The sequence below is a fragment of the Micromonospora vulcania genome (assembly GCF_042658605.1).
Lineage (GTDB): Bacteria > Actinomycetota > Actinomycetes > Mycobacteriales > Micromonosporaceae > Micromonospora > Micromonospora vulcania.
In genome coordinates this window covers 239,413-257,177 of sequence record NZ_JBHSQS010000001.1, presented here as the reverse complement: position 1 = coordinate 257,177, position 17,765 = coordinate 239,413, and the positions used below count along the sequence as shown (strand labels likewise).

Genomic DNA, 17,765 nt, shown 5'->3' with positions numbered 1-17,765 from the left:
CGGACGAGGCCCCTCCCCGACGCTCCGGCGCCGGGGAGGGGCCTCCCTCCGAACGGACGGATCAGAGGATCTCGCGCAGCGCCGTCAGGTCCTCGTCGGTGGGCTCCCAGGTGCCGGCAGCGGCGTTGGCGTGCACCTGCTCGGGCGTGGTGGCACCGGCGATCACCGAGGTCACCGCGGGCTGGGCTGCCAGCCCGCCGATCGCCACCTGGAGCACCGAGAGCCCCCGCTCAGCCGCGTACGCCTCGATCGCCTCGATGGTGTCCCAGTTGGCCGCGGCGAGCCGTTCCGCGTACCGGCCACCACCGGCGAGCCGGCTGCCGGCCGGCGGCTGCTCCTCGCGCTTGTACTTGCCGGTGAGCAGGCCGTTGGCGAGCGGGAAGAACGGCAGCATGCCGAGGCCGAACCGCTCGCAGGCCGGGATCACCTCGGTCTCCACGGAGCGCTCCAGCAGGCTGTAGTGGTTCTGGGCGCTGATGAAACGGGCCCGGCCGTTGGACGAGGCGACCCAGTCCGCGTCGGCGATCTGCCAGCCGGTGAAGTTGGAGTTGCCCAGGTAGCGCACCTTGCCGTCGCGGACCAGGTCGTCGAGCGCGGCCAGCGTCTCGTCGATCGGGGTGCCCGGGTCGGGCTCGTGCATCTGGTAGAGGTCGATGTGGTCGGTGTCGAGTCGGCGCAGCGACGCCTCCACCGCCCGGGCGATGTAGCGCCGCGCGCCCCGCGCGCCGTGGTCCGGCCCGTTCGCGCCGTTCATGTCCATGCCGAACTTGGTGGCCACCACCACGTCGTCCCGGCGGCCCTTGAGCGCCTGCCCGAGCAGTTCCTCAGAGCCGCCCTGCGGCTCGCCGTAGATGTCGGCGGTGTCGAACAGGTTGATTCCGGCGTCCAGGGCGGCGTCCACCACCGCGCGGGTGCCGTCGAGGTCGAGCTTGCGGCCAAAGTTGTTGCAGCCGATGCCGACCACGGACACCACGAGCCCGGAGTCGCCCAGCCGGCGATAGGTCATCTCAGTCACGAGATCCACCCTATGCCTGTGCAAGGAAGGGCCCCTTACTAACGCCAGGCGTTAGTAAGGGGCCCTTCCTTGCATTTAAAGATCTTGCACTCAGCCGACGTCCCAGACCGGCTCCGGGGTCTCCACCACCTCGCTGTCCCCGCGGAACAGCACGAACCGGTCGAAGGAGCGGGTGAACCAGCGGTCGTGGGTGACGGCGACCACCGTCCCCTCGAACGCGTTCAGGCCCGCCTCCAGCGCCTCGGCGCTGGCCAGGTCGAGGTTGTCGGTCGGCTCGTCGAGCAGCAGCAGGGTCGCCCCGGACAGCTCCAGCAGCAGCACCAGGAACCGCGCCTGCTGCCCACCGGAGAGGGTGCCGAACCGCTGGTCACCCTGCCCGGCCAGCTCGTACCGACTGAGCACCCCCATCGCCGTGTGCCGGTCCATGCCGGTCCGGTGCTCGTCACCCCGCCAGAGGATCTCGACCAGCGTCTTCGACGTCAGCTCCGGCCGGTCGTGGGTCTGCGAGAAGTGCCCCGGGCGGACCCGGGCGCCGAGCCGTGCCGTGCCGTCGTGCGCCACCGGGGCGAGCGCGCCGGCCCCGTCGACCGGCCCGTTGGCCGGGTCCGGGTCGGTGCCGCCCCGGGCCAGCAGCCGCAGGAAGTGCGACTTGCCGGTGCCGTTGGCACCGAGCACCGCCACCCGGTCGCCGTACCAGATCTCCAGGTCGAAGGGGTAGGTCAGGCCGTCGAGCTCAAGCTGGTCGCAGATGACCGCGCGCTTGCCGGTCCGCCCGCCGGTCAGCCGCATCCGGATGTCCTGGTCCTTCGGCGGTACGGGCGGCGGCCCGGCCTCCTCGAACTTGCGCAGCCGGGTCTGCGCGGCCTGGTACCGGGAGGCCAACCCGTCGTTGTACGCCGCCTTCTGCTTGTACATCAGCATCAGCTCGCGCAGCTTCTGGTGCTCCTCGTCCCAGCGTCGGCGCAGCTCGTCGAGCCGGGCATGCCGGGCCACCCGCGCGGAGTGCCAGCTGGCGAAGCCGCCCGGGTGCACCCAGGCGCTGCCACCCTCCACGGCGACCACCCGATCGGCGGTCTGTGCCAGCAGCTCACGGTCGTGCGAGACGTAGAGCACCGACTTGGTCGACTCGCGCAGCCGCGCCTCCAGCCAGCGCTTGCCGGGCACGTCGAGGAAGTTGTCCGGCTCGTCGAGCAGCAGCACCTCGTCCGGGCCGCGCAGCAACAGCTCCAGCGCGAAGCGCTTCTGCTGGCCGCCGGAGAGGGTACGGACCGGTCGGTCCCGAACCGAGTCCCAGGGCAGGTCGAGCACGATGATGGCGACGGTGTCGAAGAGCACTTCGGCGTCGTACCCGCCGGCCTCGCCCCAGGCGGCGAGCGCGTCGGCGTACGCCAGCTGGGCCTTGCCGGCGGCGGTGCTGTACTTGCCGCGGACCTCGGCCGCACGCATGGCCGCCTCGGTCTCGCGGAGCTGCCGGCCGGCCTCGCGCAGCGGTGGCGGTGCCAGCGACAGCGCCAGGTCGGCCAGCGTCGACTCGTCGCCGATCATGCCGATGAACTGGCGCATCACGCCCAGTCCGCCGGCCCGCGCGACGGCGCCGGTACGCACCGGCAGGTCACCGGCGACCATCCGCAGCAGCGTCGTCTTACCCGCGCCGTTCGGCCCGACCAGGGCGACCTTGCCGCCCTCCCCGACCCGGAACGACACGTCGGCGAAGAGTTCCCGACCGTCGGGCAGGATGTGCCCGACCGCTGCCACGTCCACGTATCCCACGCCGGGATCCTGCCCCAGCGAGAGCCGGGGGGATATCCAATTACCGGGTGACCCGCAGCACCCGGAAGCCCTTCTGGCTCGCGTGCCGATCGACCTGCCAGCCCTGGTCGACGAGCCAGCGGTGCAACGAGTCGCCACCGAGGTGCCGGGCGATCACCAGCCAGGCCACGCCGTCCGGGGCGAGCCGGGGCAACCAGCGCAGCAGCAGGTCGTGCAGCCCGTCCTTGCCGATCCGGATCGGCGGGTTGGACCAGAGCTGGGCGAAGCTGACCTCGGCCGGTACGTCGTCCGGCGCGGCGACCCGGACCCGCTCGCCGGCGCCGACCCGGGCCGCGTTGGCGGCGGTCAGCTCGCGGGCGCGGGCGTTGACGTCGACCGCCCAGACGGTGCTCGCCGGCGCCCTGTCGGCCAGTACGCAGGCGATCGGCCCGAACCCGCAGCCGAGGTCGAGCAGGTCGCCGGTCGTGCCGGCGACAGGCAGCTCGGCCTTGCGCAGCAGGACCGCCGTGCCCGGATCCAGGCGGCTGGCGGAGAAGACCCCGCCGGCTGAGACGAGCCGGTAGTCGCGGTCGGCGACGGAGAACTCGACCTCGCGCGGCGGGGCGTCGCTGGCGGGCTGAGCGGTGAAGTAGTGGTCGCCGGTCACGCCGGCAATTCTCGCATCGCCCCGGGCACGTCACGACACGGCCCACGCGCACATTTCCCATTATTACCCCCTAAAGGGACAATGGCTCCTACTCTAGGCGACATGGTGTATCGGTACGAGTCCGATGAGGACGCTTTCATGGAGTACCCGGAGCCCGGGTCCGACCTGGCCCCGCTCGACGCCGGGCCGCTCCCGCCGGCCGGGCCGTCACCGTCGCGCTTCCCGGCCCCGTCACTGCCTCGGCCGAACAGACTCGTACTGCCGTCGTCCGAGCCGCAGCCGGCCCGCACCGAGGTTCCGGTCGCCGCGCCACGCGACCAGATCTACACCTCGGCGCAGCCGATCGAGTCACCCGCCGGACGTGGTGGCGGCCGACTCTGGCAGGTGCTGATCGGCGGCGCGGCGGTCCTCGTCCTGCTCGCGCTCTGTGGGCTCGGAGCTGCCGCGCTGCTGACCGATCGCGACCCGCAGCAGCCGCAGACCGCCCCGACGTACCAGCCGAACGCCGCTCCGTCCGCACCCGCGGAGCGGCAGGACCTCGACTCGCGGGACACCGATCAGGCTCCGCTCACCGCCAAGGAACTGTTCCCCGGCAGGGAACTGAAGATTGCCGACGGCCAGCCGGGCTACCAGGTGCTCAAGACGCACTCCAGCGGCAGTTGCGCCGTCGCCGCCACCGGTGAGGTGGGCGACCTGCTGGTCCGGCTCGGCTGCAACCAGGTCGTCCGGGCGACGCTGCGCACCCCGGACGGCGACCACCTGGTCACCACCGGGTTGTTCAACCTCACCGACAAGGTCAGCGCGGAACGGGCCAGGGACCGGATCCGGCCCCTGCTCGACGAGCGGCAGGGCCGGTTCCGGGGCCTGGAGGCTGGCGACGACGCCGACGCGGTGACCACCGCGCCGGCCCGGGTCGGCTGGCAGGTCCGCGGCCACTACCTGGCGTTCGCGCTGGTGGTTCGCGCCGACGGTGCGGCCGTCAAGTCCGGCGACACCAAGATCCGCGAAATCCTGTTCGACATGATCGAGCTGCACCTCAGCCGGGGCGTGCTGCAACGGCGGGTGGACGGCGGCACGGCCGGACAACCGACGGCGCCGCCGACCGAGACCACCGGAACCCAGAACGGCGACGACACGATCCCGGGCGACTGACCTCACGACCGGTGAGGTCCCTCGGAGGTCAACCCTCGACCGGGACCCGTAGGCGGCGGGTGAGGTCAGCGCGGCGGGCGTACTCGGTCGGGTCGGCCGGGTAGCCCACCGCGACCAGGGTCAGCCCGTGCGCCGGCGCGACGGTCACCTCGCTGGACCGCTCCCGGCGGGTGAGCAGGCTGCCCGGCCACTCCACCGGGCGGCGGCCGTCCCCGGCCACCAGCATTGCCCCCACCAGGCTGCGGACCATCGCCTGGCAGAACGCGTCGGCCTGCACGGTGGCCACCAGAATGCCGTCCGGGTCGCGACGCCAGTTGAGCCTGGTCACCTCGCGCAGCGTGGTGGCGTGCTCCTTGCGCCGGCAGTACGCGGCGAAGTCGTGTTCCCCGACCAGGCCGGCGGCGGCGGCGTTCAGGGCGGCCAACTCCAGTGGCCTCGGCCAGGCCAGCACCTCGTGCCGGCGCAGCGGCTCCGCGCCGTACGCGGCGTCGGTGACCCGGTACTCGTAGCGCCGGAAGGTGGCCGAGAACCGGGCGTCGAAGTCGGCCGGCACCTCGGTGATCGCGAGCACTCGCACGTCGGTGGGGAGCAGCCGGGCCAGTCGGCGCAGCAGCCGCCCCTCGTGCTGCCGCCACACGTCCACCGGCAGGTCCAGGTGACAGACCTGCCCAGTGGCGTGCACACCCGCGTCGGTCCGCCCGGCCACGGTCAACCCGGTGGCCGTACCGGCACCGAGGACCAGGTCCAGGGTCTCGACGAGCACCCCGGCGACCGTACGCCGGGTCGGCTGGGCGGCCCAGCCGGAGAAGCCGGTGCCGTCGTACGAGACGTCCAGCCGCAGCCGGATCCGCTCGTCCACCTCGTACCTCCAGTTATGGGTCGGGCCCGACACCCCGATGGGGTGCCGGGCCCGACGTAGCCCTTGATCAGGCCTTGTTCTCGGTGGCCTCGTCGCTGTCCTCGCGGGCGGCGTCGGTGTCACCGGACGCCGACACCGGCGCCTCGGAGTCCTGGTCGGCCTGGGCCGACTGCGGGGCCTCGTCGGCCGGGGCGAGCGCCTCGACCTTGTCCTGCTGCGCGGCCTTGCGGGCGGCGGTCTTCTTGTTCACCTTGGGCTCGGCGACCTGAAGCTCCTCCACCAGCTCGATGATCGCCATCGGCGCGTTGTCACCCTTGCGCGGACCGGTCTTCACGATCCGGGTGTAACCGCCGGGGCGGTTGGAGTACCGCGGCGCGATCTGGTCGAACAGGGCGTAGACCACGTCCTTGTCCTTGACGACGCCCAGCACCCGCCGACGCGCGGCAAGGTCGCCGCGCTTGGCCTTGGTGATGAGCTGCTCGGCCAACGGACGGAGCCGCCGGGCCTTCGTCTCGGTGGTCTGGATCTTGCCGTGCTGGAACAGCGCGGTGGCCAGGTTCGCCAGCATCAGCCGCTCGTGCGAGGGGCTGCCGCCGAGGCGGGGGCCCTTGGTGGGCGTGGGCATTTTTGGTGCTCCTCAGTTGTGGCGGCAGCGCCGACTAGAGCTGCTCGGTCTCGCGGTAGTCGTCGGTGTCGTAGTCGCCCTCACCGAAGGTGTCCACGACGTGCGCCGGGTCGAAGTTCGGGGCCGAATCCTTCAGCCCGAGACCCATCCCGGCGAGCTTCATCTTGACCTCGTCGATCGACTTCTGCCCGAAGTTGCGGATGTCGAGGAGGTCGGCCTCGGTACGCCCGATGAGCTCACCAACGGTGTTGATGCCCTCGCGCTTGAGGCAGTTGTAGGAGCGGACGGTGAGGTCCAGCTCCTCGATCGGGAGGGCCAGGTCCGCCGCCAGCTGGGCGTCCTGCGGAGACGGGCCGATGTCGATACCCTCGGCGGTCTCGTCCAGCTCCCGGGCCAGCCCGAACAGCTCGACCAGCGTCGAGCCGGCGGAGGCCAGCGCGGTACGCGGACCCATCGACGGCTTGGTCTCGACGTCGATGATCAGCCGGTCGAAGTCGGTGCGCTGCTCGACACGGGTCGCCTCGACGCGGTAGGTCACCTTGAGCACCGGCGAGTAGATCGAGTCGACCGGGATCCGGCCGATCTCCGCGCCGGACTGCTTGTTCTGCGCAGCCGTCACGTAACCCCGGCCCCGCTCGACGGTCAGCTCCATGTCGAGCCGGCCCTTGCCGTTCAGGGTGGCGAGCTTGAGATCCGGGTTGTGCACCGAGACGCCGGCCGGCGGCTGGATGTCACCCGCGGTCACGTCGCCCGGGCCCTGCTTGCGCAGGTACATGCTGACCGGCTCGTCGTGCTCGGAGCTGACGCACAGCTCCTTGATGTTCATGACGAGCTCGACCACGTCCTCCTTGACACCGGGGATCGTGGTGAACTCGTGCAGCACGCCGTCGATCTTGATCGAGGTGACCGCCGCACCCGGGATCGACGACAGCAGCGTGCGCCGCAGCGAGTTGCCCAGGGTGTAGCCGAAGCCCGGCTCGAGCGGCTCGATGGCGAACCGCGACCGGGTCTCGTTGATCGACTCCTCGGAGAGGGAGGGTCGCTGGCTGATGAGCATGTTGTCTCTTCTCTTCCGGGGCGCCCGCTATTTGACGCCCACGACACAAACTGTTCCGGTGGCCCGCCCCGCAGGACGGGCCACCGCAACGAGCCCGACTACTTCGAGTAGAGCTCGACGATCAACTGCTCCTGGACCTGCGTGTCGATGACCTGCCGGGCCGGGAGGGAGTGCACGAGCACCTTCATCTGGCTGGGGATTGCCTCCAGCCAGGCCGGCACCGTCTTCGAGCCGGCCTGAGCCTGCGCCACGATGAACGGGGTGAGCTCCTTGCTCTTGCCCCGAACCTCGATGATGTCGTGCTCCTTGACGCGGTACGACGGGATGTCGACCTTCTTGCCGTTCACCGTGAAGTGACCGTGCTTGACCAGCTGGCGGGCCATGTCCCGCGAGTGGGCGTAGCCGGCCCGGTAAACGACGTTGTCCAGCCGCGACTCGAGGATCTGCAGGAGGACCTCACCGGTCTTGGCCTGCTTGGCCACGGCCTCCTCGTAGTAACCGCGGAACTGCTTCTCCAGCACGCCGTAAACGCGGCGGGCCTTCTGCTTCTCACGGAGCTGGAGCAGGTACTCCGTCTCCTTGGTGCGGCCGCGGCCGTGCTGCCCGGGCGGGAACGGCCGGGACTCGAACGGGCACTTCGGTCCATCGCACTTGCTGCCCTTGAGGAACAGCTTCATCTTCTCCCGCCGGCAACGGCGGCAGTCAGCACCGGTGTAACGAGCCATCTCTCTCTAACCTCTCAGACCCGGCGACGCTTCGGCGGACGGCAACCGTTGTGCGGCTGCGGGGTGACGTCGGAGATCTGCCCGACCTCGAGGCCCACGGCCTGCAGCGAACGGATGGCGGTCTCCCGGCCGGAGCCGGGTCCCTTGACAAACACGTCGACCTTGCGCATGCCGTGCTCCATCGCCCGACGCGCGGCAGCCTCGGCGGCCAGCTGCGCGGCGAACGGGGTCGACTTGCGAGAGCCCTTGAAGCCAACCTGGCCAGCGGAGGCCCAGGAGATGACCGCACCGGTCGGGTCCGTGATGGACACGATGGTGTTGTTGAACGTGCTCTTGATGTGCGCCTGCCCGTGGGCGACGTTCTTGCGTTCCTTGCGCCGGACCTTCTTTACAGCGGCTCCGGCACGAGCCTTCGGTGGCATAAGTCTGTGCGCTCCTAGTTGACTGTCCGGACGGGGCCGGTCTGGCTAGACCCGACATCGACCCGTATTCCGGTCAAGTTCTACTTCTTGCCGGCCTTCTTCTTGCCGGCGACGGTCCGCTTCGGGCCCTTGCGGGTCCGCGCGTTGGTGCGAGTCCGCTGGCCACGCACGGGCAGGCCCCGGCGGTGCCGGATGCCGGCGTAGCAGCCGATCTCGACCTTGCGGCGGATGTCAGCGGCGACCTCGCGGCGCAGGTCGCCTTCAACCTTGTAGTTGCCCTCGATGTGGTCGCGGAGCTGCACGAGCTCCTCGTCCGTGAGGTCCCGAGCGCGCTTGTCCGGCGAGATGCCGGTGGCGGCGAGTGTCTCCAGGGCACGGGTGCGACCGACCCCGAAGATGTAGGTGAGCGCGATCTCCATCCGCTTCTCGCGGGGGAGATCCACGCCGACTAGACGTGCCATGTGCGGGCGTACTCCTCATGATGTGTGGCGGAGGTGTGGACCCGTCCCACCCCGCTACCGGCCGTCCCGTCTTTCCGACGCTGTCAGCGCCGGCGACCGGGATCGGTCGCTGCCCAAGCGGGCCCCGGCCTCCGACCGGGGGTCAGCCACCAAGAGGTACGTCTCGCGTACCGCTCGTGGCTGGGACGAGCATGTGCGTTGTGTGTCGCTGGGGATCTGCCCAGGGCAACACCACCGGCCGTGGTTACGGCCGGACGGGCTGACTCAGCCCTGGCGCTGCTTGTGGCGCGGGTCGCTGCAGATGACCATGACCCGGCCGTGCCGACGGATAACCCGGCACTTGTTGCAGATCCTCTTGACGCTCGGCTTGACCTTCACGGTTGCCTTACTTCCCATCTGGCCCGGGCACGCGCGACGCGCGACACCGGACGTCGAAGACGGACACGGGACTTCCCGGCCGTCGTCAGGACTACTTGTAGCGGTAGACGATGCGCCCGCGGGTCAGGTCGTACGGCGAGAGTTCGACGACGACCCGGTCCTCCGGCAGGATGCGGATGTAGTGCTGCCGCATCTTGCCGCTGATGTGAGCCAGCACCTTGTGGCCGTTCGCGAGCTCCACCCGGAACATGGCGTTCGGCAGGGGCTCGATGACCCGACCCTCGATCTCAATGGCTCCGTCTTTTTTCGGCATGTCCTCCGCTGTCCTGACGTCGATTGCTCCGGGCGGCCCACAACGTCTTACACGGGGAACTGATCAAGATCAGATGCCCGCGCCAGCCGCGGCTCCAGCACCCACCGAAGCGCAGGGTGGGCATGCCGGAGTGGACGCTGTGCGCCGATCAGAAAGTGTACGCCCGCCTTCGGGCCGTCGCCAAACCGGCCACCCACCGCGGCGCGATGGTTCTCCGTTGATCTCTGGAGAACCGTGTCGGCAGGCCGGGCCCTGTGAACTCCGTCACCGGCCGGACCGACTCAACCTGCCGGCCGCGGGTCCTCGGACTCGTCCGGGCCGTCGGTGCCCAACTCCCGCTGGTGAGCGCGCTTGGCCTGCCGGCGCTGCTTCCGGCGGGCCCGCTCGATCGCGTGCCGACGGGGCTCTCCCCCGGTCAGCCCCGTGATCGTACGGACCACCAGCACCGCACCCCACGGCCCGGCCACCCAGACCGGCCAGAAGTAGAGCAGGTCCCGGTTGAGCAGCGAGGTCACCGCCCAGATGGTCACCACGACAGTGATCACGTTCAGGTACGGCAGCCACACCTCGGCCAGCCAGCGGGCGGTCACACCGCCACCAGCAGGGCCGGGCTGGCCACCCGGGTCACCGGTCGGCGACGCCGGAGCGGGCGCGCTGGCCGCGGCCGGCGCCAGGGCCGAGCCTTGCGTGGGCGTCACCGGCGGCAGGTCGGCGAGCAGGACGTCCAGCTCGGCGTAGGTACGCGCGGCGTAGGCCCGCTGCAGCCGCTCGTCGTACTCGTGCAGGTCCAGTCGGCCTTCGCCGAGAGCCGCCCGCAACCGGTCGGCCACCGCCTCGCGGTCCGCGTCCGCGGCTCGCATCCCGTCGCGCCCGTCCATGCCGGCAAGCATGCCACCGCCACGCCAGCCACGTCCGCCCCGATCGTTCCGCCTTGATCGCTCCGAGTACCGAGCACGATCCGCGGCCGTCCCGGGGTGCGGCCGGGGCGGCGCCGATCAGGACGCGGTCGAGGTGGCCGGCTGCCGTGCGGTGACCAGGTCGCCGAGTCGGGCCCGGCCGCCGTCGAACGCGGTGAGGACCCAGACGCCGTCCGGGAGCAGCGCCATCGAGTGCTCGACGTGTGCCGCGACCGACCCGTCCCGGGTGATCACCGTCCAGCCGTCGGCCAGCTCGACCGTTCGCGGTGAACCCATGGTGATCATCGGCTCGATCGCCAGCGCCAGGCCGGGGACCAGCCGCGGGCCCTTGCCCGGCCGGCCGTGGTTGAGCACGTGTGGGTCCTGGTGCATCTCGGTGCCGATGCCGTGCCCACCGTAGCCGTCGACGATGCCGTACCGGCCGCCCTTGCGGACCGCGCTCTCCACCGCGTGCGAGATGTCGGTGAGCCGGCCCTTGCCGCTGGCCGCGCCACGTGCGGCGGCGGCGATGCCGGCCCACATCGCGTCCTCGGCGACCTCGGCCATCTTGAGCAGCGCCGGGTCGACCTCGCCGACCCCGACCGTGATCGCCGAGTCGCCGTGCCACCCGTTCAGCACCGCGCCGCAGTCGATCGAGATCAGGTCACCCTCGGAGAGCACCTGCTTGGCCGAGGGGATGGCGTGCACGATCTGCTCGTTGACCGAGGAGCAGATCGACGCCGGGAAGCCGTGGTAGCCCTTGAACGACGGGACGCCACCCGCCTCGCGGATGGTCGACTCGGCGATGGCATCCAGATCGGCGGTGCTGACACCGGGGGCCACGGCCTCGCGCATCCGGCGCAGCGCCTCGGCCACCACCAGCCCGGCGGCCCGCATCTTCTCGATCTGGTCAGGGGTCTTCAGCTGGATGTCCAGCTGGGGACGACGCATGGAGCGATTACCTTTCGTTGCCGAACAGCGGGGCACGTTGCACGTACCCCGCTGTTCGCACTCTATCCGCCGTGGCCCGGCCGGACCTCAGCCGCCGTACGACCGCAGAGCGTCGATGGCCCGGACGGTGACGTCCTCCACCGGGCCGGTGGCGTCGATGCCGACGAGCTTGCCCTGGGCGCCGTAGTAGTCGACCAGCGGCGCGGTCTTCTCGCTGTATTCCCGCAGCCGGGTCGCGATGGTCTCCGGCTTGTCGTCGTCGCGCTGGAAGAGCTCGGCGCCGCAGCGGTCACAGATGTTGGCCCGGGTGGTGGCGTCGAACTCCACGTGCCAGATCTTGCCGCAGCCCCGGCAGGTACGCCGGCCGGACAGCCGCCGGATCACCTCGTCGTCGTCGACCACCAGCTCCAGGACCAGATCCAGGGCGGTGCCCAGGTCGGCGAGGAGCTTGTCCAGGGCGGCGGCCTGCGGAGTGGTCCGCGGGAACCCGTCGAGCAGAAACCCCTCGCTGGCGTCGGGCTCGGCCAGCCGGTCCCGGACCATGTTGATGGTCACCTCGTCCGGAACCAGCTCGCCGGCATCCATGTACCGCTTCGCCTCGACGCCGAGCGGAGTGCCCTGGGTGACGTTCGACCGGAAGATGTCCCCGGTCGAGATCTTGGGCACCGCGAGGTGTGCGGCGATGAACTCGGCCTGAGTGCCCTTACCCGCGCCCGGCGGGCCAACCAGAACGAGTCTCATCTACCGCAGGAACCCTTCGTAGTTCCGCTGCATGAGTTGGCTCTCGATCTGCTTCACGGTCTCCAGACCGACGCCGACCATGATGAGCACAGCGGTGCCGCCGAACGGGAAGTTCTGGTACTGCTGACTGTCCAGCCAGATGAAGAAGAAGTTCGGCAGGATCGAGATGAGACCGAGGTAGAACGCGCCCGGCAGGGTGATCCGGCTGAGGATGAAGTCCAGGTAGTCGGCGGTCGGCTTGCCCGGGCGGATACCCGGCACGAACCCGCCGTACTTCTTCATGTTGTCCGCGACCTCGGTCGGGTTGAACGTGATCGAGACGTAGAAGTACGTGAAGAAGATGATCAGCAGGAAGTAGACCGAGATGTAGATCGGGCTGCTCGGCCGGACCAGGTTGTCCTGGATCCACGCCTGGGTCTTGCCGGGGTCGTTCTGGTCGAAGAACTGCAGCGCCAACTGCGGCAGGTAGAGCAGCGACGAACCGAAGATGACCGGGATCACACCCGCCTGGTTGACCTTGAGCGGGATGTAGGTCGAGGTGCCGCCGTACATCCGCCGGCCGATCATCCGCTTGGCGTACTGCACCGGGATCCGGCGCTGCGCCTGCTCGATGAAGGTGACCAGGGTGATGACAACCAGGACCAGCACGATGACCAGGGCGAACTTGTCCCAGCCCTTGGTGGTCTTGATTTGCCAGCCCTCGCCGGGCAGCCGAGCCGCGATCGAGGTGAAGATCAGGACCGACATGCCGTTGCCGACGCCCCGGTCGGTGATCAGCTCGCCGAGCCACATGACCATGCCGGTACCGGCGGTCATGGTCATCACCAGGATGGCGAGAGTCAGCCAGTCCGGGATGCCGGTGCCCTCGGGGATGATCGGGAACTGGTCGCAGCGGTTCTGGAAGAGCTGACCCGAACGGGCCAGCGCCACGAACGCCGAGGCCTGCAGCACACCGAGACCGAGGGTCAGGTAGCGCGTGTACTGGGTGATCTTCGCCTGGCCGGCCTGGCCCTCCTTGCGGAGCTGCTCCAGGCGCGGGATCACGACGGTCAGCAGCTGCAGGATGATCGACGCGGTGATGTAGGGCATGATGCCCAGCGCGAAGACCGAGAGCTGCAGCAGCGCCCCGCCGGAGAAGAGGTTGAGCAGGTTCACGACCCCGGTGGTGTCACCCTGGATGGTGTCGAGGCACTTCTGCACGTTGCCGTACGAGACGCCCGGGCTGGGGAGCGTGGCACCCAGCCGGTAGACCGCGATGATGCCTACTGTGAACAGCAGCTTCTTGCGCAGGTCAGGCGTACGGAACGCACTGAGAAAGGCGGACAGCAACTTCTTCCTCCTGCGCGAGGCGGGCCGCCGGTGATCCCTGGCGGGTCGGGGTGGATCCCGGGCGAGCGCCCGGAATCCATGGCTGGGATGGGACTCTAACAGCCCCATCCCGGTCCGGGCAGGTGCGCCCGGCTACATAAACCGAATCCGATATTACTGGGCGCATACGCCCCAGGTAGACCATGGCGCCCGCCAGTTGCTCACAACTGGACGGGCGCCATGGGTCGTACGCCTTACAGCTCGGTGACGGAGCCACCGGCGGCGGCGATCTTCTCCTTGGCCGACGCGCTGAACGCGTGCGCCGACACCTGGAGAGCCACTCCGCCAAGGTCCCCGGTGCCGAGGACCTTGACCGGGTGGCCCTTGCGGACCGCGCCGGACTCGACCAGCTCGAGCGGGCCAACCTGGCCGCCGTTCGGGAACAGCTCGGCGAGCCGGTCCAGGTTGACCACCTGGAAGACCACCTTGAACTTGTTCTTGAAGCCCTTCATCTTCGGCAGGCGCATGTGGATGGGCATCTGCCCACCCTCGAACGCCGCCGAGATGTTCTTGCGGGCCTTGGAACCCTTGGTACCGCGACCAGCGGTCTTGCCCTTGGAACCCTCACCGCGACCCACACGGGTCTTCGCGGTCTTGGAACCGGGCGCCGGGCGCAGGTGGTGCACCTTGATCGTCATTACTCGACCTCCTCGACCTTCACGAGGTGGTTCACAGTGAAGATCATGCCGCGGATCTCGGGCCGGTCCTCCTTGACCACCACGTCGTTGATCCGCTTGAGACCGAGCGAACGCAGCGAATCACGCTGGTTCTGCTTGGTCCCGATACCGGACCGGACCTGGGTGACCTTCAGACGTGCCATCAGGACGCCACCCCCGCACGCGACGCCAGCATGGCGGCCGGCGCGACGTCCTCCACCGGCAGGCCACGACGCGCCGCGACCTGCTCGGGGGACTCAAGCCCCTTCAGGGCCGCCACGGTGGCGTGCACGATGTTGATCGGGTTCGACGAGCCGAGGCTCTTCGAGAGCACGTCGTGGATACCGGCGCACTCCAGAACGGCACGCACCGGACCACCGGCGATGACACCCGTACCGGCCGAGGCCGGCTTGAGCAGCACCACGCCGGCGGCGTCCTCACCCGTGACCGGGTGCGGGATCGAGGCGCCGATGCGCGGCACCTTGAAGAAGTGCTTCTTGGCCTCCTCGACACCCTTGGCGATCGCCGCGGGCACCTCCTTGGCCTTTCCGTAGCCCACGCCGACCGTGCCGTCGCCGTCGCCCACGATCACAAGGGCGGTGAAGCTGAAGCGACGACCACCCTTCACGACCTTGGCGACGCGGTTGATCGCGACGACCCGCTCAAGGTGCGGGGTCTTCTCGACGGGCGCGTTTCCGCGGCCGCCCTCACGGCGGTTGTCGCGGCGACCACCCTCGTTGCCACCGGACCCGCCGCCACGGCGCTGTTGACCTGGCATCAGCAGCCTTCCTTCTCTCTCGTGACGGGGTTGTTAGAACTCGAGCCCGGCTTCGCGGGCGGCGTCGGCAAGCGCGGCGACACGCCCCGCGTACCGGTTGCCACCGCGGTCGAAGACGACCTTGGAGATGCCGGCGGCCTTGGCCCGCTCGGCCAGCAGTGCGCCGACCTTGCCGGCCAGGGCGCTCTTGTCGCCCTCGGTACCGCGCAGCGAGGCGTCCAGGGTCGACGCCGACGCCAGGGTGTGACCCTTGGTGTCGTCGACGATCTGGGCGACCATGTGCCGCAGCGAACGGGTGACGACCAGGCGCGGACGCTCGGCCGTACCGCTGATGTTCTTGCGGACCCGGAAGTGCCGACGCGCCCGCCCGACGGCGCGCTTGGCGGCGACGCCGCGGCGGCGCTTGAGCAGCGTGGCGGTCACTTCTTACCTGCCTTTCCAGCCTTGCGGCGGATGACCTCGCCCTGGTACTTCACGCCCTTGCCCTTGTAGGGCTCCGGCGGACGGATCTTCCGGATGTTGGCGGCAACCTCGCCGACCTGCTGCTTGTCGATACCGGCCACGTGGAACAGGGTCGGCCGCTCCACCGTGAAGGTGATGCCCGCCGGCGCGGGGACCACGACCGGGTGCGAGAACCCGAGAGCGAACTCGAGGTCCTGGCCCTTGGCGGTGACCCGGTAACCGGTGCCGGCGATCTCCAGGCTCTTGCGGTAGCCCTCGGTGACCCCGACGATCATGTTGGCAACCAGCGTACGGCTCAGGCCGTGCAGTTCCTTGGCCTTGCGCTCGTCGTTCGGCCGGTTGACGCTCAGCTGCCCGTCCTCGGCCCGCTCGATCGTGATCGGCTCGGCGAGGGTGTGCTGGAGCTGGCCCTTCGGGCCCTTGACCTTGACGGTCTGCCCGTCGATCGTGATGTCGACGCCGGCTGGCACCGGGATCGACTTACGTCCAATTCGCGACATTTCTACCTGTCTCCCGTTACCAGACGAAGGCGAGGACTTCCCCGCCAACACTCCGCTTGCGGGCCTGCCGGTCGGTCAGCAGCCCCTGGGACGTCGAAATGATCGCCACGCCCAGCCCACCGAGCACCCGCGGGAGCCCGTCCGACTTGGCGTAAACCCGGAGACCGGGCTTGGACACGCGCTTGATGCCGGCCAGGCTCCGCTCGCGGTTCTGGCCGTACTTCAGCTCGACGACCAGTCGCTTGCCGACGGCGCCCTCCTCGGGCTCCTCGACCGACCAGGTGGCGATGTAACCCTCGGCCTTCAGGACCTCGGCGATGTTCGCCTTGATCTTGGAGTAGGGCATCTTCACCTGGTCGTGGTACGCCTGGTTGGCGTTACGCAGACGCGTGAGCATGTCTGCGATCGGGTCGGTCATCGTCATGGATTTCGTCAGCCTTTCTCGCCGGGGTTCCCGGGGCATCAGCCCCGGGCCTACGGCGAAGAGCAATACCTAATCGGTGCAGGAGTTCCCGGCCGACAGCCGGGACGCGGTCGCCCTTACCAGGAAGCCTTGGACACACCCGGCAGCTCACCGCGGTGGGCCATCTCCCGGATGCAGACCCGGCAGAGCCCGAACTTGCGGTAGACCGCCTTCGGACGCCCGCACCGCTGGCAGCGGGTGTACGCGCGAACCGAGAACTTCGGCTTCGCGGCCGCCTTGAGGATCAGCGCCTTCTTGGCCATCTCAGTTCTCCTTGAACGGGAAGCCCAGGAGCTTGAGCAGCGCCCGGCCCTCGTCGTCGGTCGTGGCGGTGGTGACCACCGTGATGTCCATGCCCCGCTGGCGATCGATCCGGTCCTGGTCGATCTCGTGGAACACCGACTGCTCGGTCAGACCGAACGTGTAGTTGCCGTGCCCGTCCAGCTTGCGCCCGTCCAGACCGCGGAAGTCGCGGATACGCGGAAGCGCGATGGACAGCAGCCGGTCCAGGAACTCCCACATCCGGTCGCCGCGGAGGGTCACCTTCGCACCGATCGGCATGCCCTCGCGGAGCTTGAACTGCGCGATGGACTTGGTCGCCCGCCGCACCTGCGGCTTCTGGCCGGTGATCGTGGCGAGGTCGCGGACCGCGCCGTCGATCAGCTTGGCGTCGCGAGCAGCCTCGCCGACACCCATGTTGACGACGATCTTGACCAGCCGCGGCACCTGCATGGGGTTGCCGTAGCTGTGCTGCTCACGCAGCTGGGCCACGATCTCGTTGCGGTACCGCTCCTTGAGGCGCGGCAGGGTCTTTTCGGTAGCCGTGGTCATCACAGGTCCTTACCGGTGCTACGCGCGATGCGGACCTTCTGGCCGTTGTCGTCGAACCGGTAACCGACGCGGGTCGGCTTGCCGTCGGAGTCCAGGACCTGCACGTTCGAGACGTGGATCGGGGCCTCCTGAGTGACGATGCCGCCGGTCTTGGCGCCACGCTGGGTGGTGCTGATTCGGGTGTGCTTCTTGACCCGGTTCACGCCCTCGACCAGGACCTTGTCCTGCCGCGGGTAGGCCGCGATGACCTTGCCCTTGGCACCCTTGTCCTTGCCGGCGATGACGACGACCGTGTCGCCCTTCTTGACCTTCACGGTCACAACACCTCCGGCGCGAGGGAAATAATCTTCATGAACCGCTTGTCCCGCAGCTCCCGGCCCACCGGGCCGAAGATACGGGTACCGCGCGGGTCCCCGCCGTCCTTGATGATGACGGCGGCGTTCTCGTCGAAGCGGATGTACGAGCCGTCCGGACGCCGCCTCTCCTTGGCGGTGCGAACGACGACCGCCTTGACGACGTCGCCCTTCTTGACACCGGCACCCGGGATCGCGTCCTTGACGGTGGCCACGATGACGTCGCCGATGCTCGCGTAGCGCCGACCGGAGCCACCGAGAACCCGGATGCACAGGATCTCCCGAGCACCCGTGTTGTCGGCGACGCGCAGTCGCGACTCCTGCTGAATCACGTCTATCTCCT

The 17,765-nt window shown here is 69.4% G+C and carries 26 protein-coding genes; 1 reads left to right on the top strand and 25 read right to left on the bottom strand.

Annotated elements, in window-relative coordinates; genetic code table 11:
• Positions 1-61: 61 nt before the first annotated feature.
• The 3 genes from ACFQGL_RS01315 to ACFQGL_RS01305 form a co-directional block, all read right to left on the bottom strand.
• A complete protein-coding gene (locus ACFQGL_RS01315; protein WP_377504094.1) occupies positions 62-1,024 on the bottom strand; it encodes an aldo/keto reductase in 963 nt (320 codons plus the stop codon).
• 81 nt (positions 1,025-1,105) lie between these two features.
• Positions 1,106-2,785: an ABC-F family ATP-binding cassette domain-containing protein gene (locus tag ACFQGL_RS01310; RefSeq protein WP_377504092.1), complete on the bottom strand. Its 1,680-nt coding sequence runs from the start codon at positions 2,783-2,785 to the stop codon at positions 1,106-1,108.
• A 40-nt stretch (positions 2,786-2,825) separates the two neighbouring features.
• Positions 2,826-3,431: a class I SAM-dependent methyltransferase gene (locus ACFQGL_RS01305; RefSeq protein ID WP_377504090.1), complete on the bottom strand. Its 606-nt coding sequence runs from the start codon at positions 3,429-3,431 to the stop codon at positions 2,826-2,828.
• A 138-nt stretch (positions 3,432-3,569) separates the two neighbouring features.
• On the opposite strand from ACFQGL_RS01305, the gene ACFQGL_RS01300 reads away from it, so the two are divergent.
• The gene (locus ACFQGL_RS01300; RefSeq protein ID WP_377504088.1) at positions 3,570-4,583 is read left to right on the top strand and encodes a hypothetical protein; all 1,014 of its coding nucleotides are present in this window, start codon (positions 3,570-3,572) and stop codon (positions 4,581-4,583) included.
• A 28-nt stretch (positions 4,584-4,611) separates the two neighbouring features.
• On the opposite strand, the gene truA is transcribed toward ACFQGL_RS01300, so the two are convergent.
• The 22 genes from truA to rplN all read right to left on the bottom strand — a co-directional run bounded on the left by truA (position 4,612) and on the right by rplN (position 17,754).
• On the bottom strand, positions 4,612-5,442 hold the full coding sequence (gene truA, locus ACFQGL_RS01295; protein ID WP_377504086.1) for a tRNA pseudouridine(38-40) synthase TruA: 831 nt from the start codon (positions 5,440-5,442) through the stop codon (positions 4,612-4,614).
• A 67-nt stretch (positions 5,443-5,509) separates the two neighbouring features.
• Positions 5,510-6,067: a 50S ribosomal protein L17 gene (rplQ, locus tag ACFQGL_RS01290; protein ID WP_377504084.1), complete on the bottom strand. Its 558-nt coding sequence runs from the start codon at positions 6,065-6,067 to the stop codon at positions 5,510-5,512.
• A 34-nt stretch (positions 6,068-6,101) separates the two neighbouring features.
• Positions 6,102-7,124 carry a DNA-directed RNA polymerase subunit alpha gene (locus ACFQGL_RS01285; RefSeq protein ID WP_334630091.1) on the bottom strand — a complete coding sequence of 341 codons (1,023 nt, stop codon included), beginning with the start codon at positions 7,122-7,124 and terminating at the stop codon, positions 6,102-6,104.
• 98 nt (positions 7,125-7,222) lie between these two features.
• On the bottom strand, positions 7,223-7,849 hold the full coding sequence (gene rpsD / locus ACFQGL_RS01280) for a 30S ribosomal protein S4 (RefSeq protein WP_067301470.1): 627 nt from the start codon (positions 7,847-7,849) through the stop codon (positions 7,223-7,225).
• Positions 7,850-7,863: 14 nt separating this feature from the next.
• Positions 7,864-8,271 (bottom strand): 30S ribosomal protein S11, encoded by a 408-nt coding sequence (gene rpsK / locus ACFQGL_RS01275; RefSeq protein WP_007073011.1) that lies wholly within the window; start codon positions 8,269-8,271, stop codon positions 7,864-7,866.
• A gap of 80 nt (positions 8,272-8,351) precedes the next feature.
• Complete coding sequence (gene rpsM, locus ACFQGL_RS01270; RefSeq protein ID WP_334630093.1) at positions 8,352-8,732, bottom strand: 30S ribosomal protein S13; 381 nt, start codon at positions 8,730-8,732, stop codon at positions 8,352-8,354.
• 264 nt (positions 8,733-8,996) lie between these two features.
• On the bottom strand, positions 8,997-9,110 hold the full coding sequence (gene rpmJ / locus ACFQGL_RS01265; RefSeq protein ID WP_043965539.1) for a 50S ribosomal protein L36: 114 nt from the start codon (positions 9,108-9,110) through the stop codon (positions 8,997-8,999).
• Positions 9,111-9,201: 91 nt separating this feature from the next.
• Positions 9,202-9,423 (bottom strand): translation initiation factor IF-1, encoded by a 222-nt coding sequence (gene infA, locus ACFQGL_RS01260; RefSeq protein ID WP_007073013.1) that lies wholly within the window; start codon positions 9,421-9,423, stop codon positions 9,202-9,204.
• Between the two features lie 281 nt (positions 9,424-9,704).
• Positions 9,705-10,283, bottom strand: coding sequence for a DUF1707 SHOCT-like domain-containing protein (locus ACFQGL_RS01255; protein ID WP_377504666.1), 579 nt, complete (start codon positions 10,281-10,283; stop codon positions 9,705-9,707).
• A gap of 135 nt (positions 10,284-10,418) precedes the next feature.
• Positions 10,419-11,270 carry a type I methionyl aminopeptidase gene (gene map, locus ACFQGL_RS01250; protein ID WP_377504080.1) on the bottom strand — a complete coding sequence of 284 codons (852 nt, stop codon included), beginning with the start codon at positions 11,268-11,270 and terminating at the stop codon, positions 10,419-10,421.
• An 87-nt stretch (positions 11,271-11,357) separates the two neighbouring features.
• Positions 11,358-12,011: an adenylate kinase gene (locus tag ACFQGL_RS01245; protein WP_377504078.1), complete on the bottom strand. Its 654-nt coding sequence runs from the start codon at positions 12,009-12,011 to the stop codon at positions 11,358-11,360.
• Entirely contained in the window at positions 12,012-13,340 is a 1,329-nt protein-coding gene (gene secY, locus ACFQGL_RS01240; protein ID WP_377504076.1) for a preprotein translocase subunit SecY, read from the bottom strand.
• 233 nt (positions 13,341-13,573) lie between these two features.
• A complete protein-coding gene (gene rplO, locus ACFQGL_RS01235; protein ID WP_030329906.1) occupies positions 13,574-14,017 on the bottom strand; it encodes a 50S ribosomal protein L15 in 444 nt (147 codons plus the stop codon).
• Positions 14,017-14,199 carry a 50S ribosomal protein L30 gene (gene rpmD / locus ACFQGL_RS01230; protein WP_074314584.1) on the bottom strand — a complete coding sequence of 61 codons (183 nt, stop codon included), beginning with the start codon at positions 14,197-14,199 and terminating at the stop codon, positions 14,017-14,019. Before rpmD ends, rplO begins: the two co-directional genes overlap by 1 nt.
• A complete protein-coding gene (gene rpsE / locus ACFQGL_RS01225; RefSeq protein WP_018784559.1) occupies positions 14,199-14,813 on the bottom strand; it encodes a 30S ribosomal protein S5 in 615 nt (204 codons plus the stop codon). The genes rpmD and rpsE overlap by 1 nt, the downstream gene beginning before the upstream one ends.
• A 33-nt stretch (positions 14,814-14,846) precedes the next feature.
• Positions 14,847-15,236 (bottom strand): 50S ribosomal protein L18, encoded by a 390-nt coding sequence (gene rplR, locus ACFQGL_RS01220; protein WP_377504073.1) that lies wholly within the window; start codon positions 15,234-15,236, stop codon positions 14,847-14,849.
• Positions 15,233-15,775, bottom strand: coding sequence for a 50S ribosomal protein L6 (gene rplF / locus ACFQGL_RS01215; RefSeq protein ID WP_377504071.1), 543 nt, complete (start codon positions 15,773-15,775; stop codon positions 15,233-15,235). The genes rplR and rplF overlap by 4 nt, the downstream gene beginning before the upstream one ends.
• 16 nt (positions 15,776-15,791) lie before the next feature.
• Complete coding sequence (gene rpsH / locus ACFQGL_RS01210) at positions 15,792-16,199, bottom strand: 30S ribosomal protein S8 (RefSeq protein WP_007465270.1); 408 nt, start codon at positions 16,197-16,199, stop codon at positions 15,792-15,794.
• Between the two features lie 116 nt (positions 16,200-16,315).
• On the bottom strand, positions 16,316-16,501 hold the full coding sequence (locus tag ACFQGL_RS01205) for a type Z 30S ribosomal protein S14 (protein WP_007073023.1): 186 nt from the start codon (positions 16,499-16,501) through the stop codon (positions 16,316-16,318).
• 1 nt (position 16,502) lies between these two features.
• On the bottom strand, positions 16,503-17,069 hold the full coding sequence (gene rplE / locus ACFQGL_RS01200; protein ID WP_109817182.1) for a 50S ribosomal protein L5: 567 nt from the start codon (positions 17,067-17,069) through the stop codon (positions 16,503-16,505).
• Positions 17,069-17,389, bottom strand: coding sequence for a 50S ribosomal protein L24 (gene rplX / locus ACFQGL_RS01195; RefSeq protein ID WP_355242147.1), 321 nt, complete (start codon positions 17,387-17,389; stop codon positions 17,069-17,071). The genes rplE and rplX overlap by 1 nt, the downstream gene beginning before the upstream one ends.
• Complete coding sequence (rplN, locus tag ACFQGL_RS01190; RefSeq protein WP_007465279.1) at positions 17,386-17,754, bottom strand: 50S ribosomal protein L14; 369 nt, start codon at positions 17,752-17,754, stop codon at positions 17,386-17,388. Before rplN ends, rplX begins: the two co-directional genes overlap by 4 nt.
• Positions 17,755-17,765 lie beyond the last annotated feature (11 nt).

What these genes read in the sequence shown, in the direction of transcription:
- ACFQGL_RS01300 (WP_377504088.1), top strand. Translation starts at nt 3,570, where the DNA reads ATGGAGTACCCGGAGCCCGGGTCCGACCTGGCCCCGCTCGACGCCGGG.
- rplQ (WP_377504084.1), bottom strand. Translation starts at nt 6,067, where the DNA reads ATGCCCACGCCCACCAAGGGCCCCCGCCTCGGCGGCAGCCCCTCGCAC.
- ACFQGL_RS01285 (WP_334630091.1), bottom strand. Translation starts at nt 7,124, where the DNA reads ATGCTCATCAGCCAGCGACCCTCCCTCTCCGAGGAGTCGATCAACGAG.
- rpsD (WP_067301470.1), bottom strand. Translation starts at nt 7,849, where the DNA reads ATGGCTCGTTACACCGGTGCTGACTGCCGCCGTTGCCGGCGGGAGAAG.
- rpsK (WP_007073011.1), bottom strand. Translation starts at nt 8,271, where the DNA reads ATGCCACCGAAGGCTCGTGCCGGAGCCGCTGTAAAGAAGGTCCGGCGC.
- rpsM (WP_334630093.1), bottom strand. Translation starts at nt 8,732, where the DNA reads ATGGCACGTCTAGTCGGCGTGGATCTCCCCCGCGAGAAGCGGATGGAG.
- infA (WP_007073013.1), bottom strand. Translation starts at nt 9,423, where the DNA reads ATGCCGAAAAAAGACGGAGCCATTGAGATCGAGGGTCGGGTCATCGAG.
- ACFQGL_RS01255 (WP_377504666.1), bottom strand. Translation starts at nt 10,283, where the DNA reads ATGCGAGCCGCGGACGCGGACCGCGAGGCGGTGGCCGACCGGTTGCGG.
- map (WP_377504080.1), bottom strand. Translation starts at nt 11,270, where the DNA reads ATGCGTCGTCCCCAGCTGGACATCCAGCTGAAGACCCCTGACCAGATC.
- ACFQGL_RS01245 (WP_377504078.1), bottom strand. Translation starts at nt 12,011, where the DNA reads ATGAGACTCGTTCTGGTTGGCCCGCCGGGCGCGGGTAAGGGCACTCAG.
- rplO (WP_030329906.1), bottom strand. Translation starts at nt 14,017, where the DNA reads ATGACGATCAAGGTGCACCACCTGCGCCCGGCGCCCGGTTCCAAGACC.
- rpmD (WP_074314584.1), bottom strand. Translation starts at nt 14,199, where the DNA reads ATGGCACGTCTGAAGGTCACCCAGGTCCGGTCCGGTATCGGGACCAAG.
- rpsE (WP_018784559.1), bottom strand. Translation starts at nt 14,813, where the DNA reads ATGCCAGGTCAACAGCGCCGTGGCGGCGGGTCCGGTGGCAACGAGGGT.
- rplF (WP_377504071.1), bottom strand. Translation starts at nt 15,775, where the DNA reads ATGTCGCGAATTGGACGTAAGTCGATCCCGGTGCCAGCCGGCGTCGAC.
- rpsH (WP_007465270.1), bottom strand. Translation starts at nt 16,199, where the DNA reads ATGACGATGACCGACCCGATCGCAGACATGCTCACGCGTCTGCGTAAC.
- ACFQGL_RS01205 (WP_007073023.1), bottom strand. Translation starts at nt 16,501, where the DNA reads ATGGCCAAGAAGGCGCTGATCCTCAAGGCGGCCGCGAAGCCGAAGTTC.
- rplE (WP_109817182.1), bottom strand. Translation starts at nt 17,069, where the DNA reads ATGACCACGGCTACCGAAAAGACCCTGCCGCGCCTCAAGGAGCGGTAC.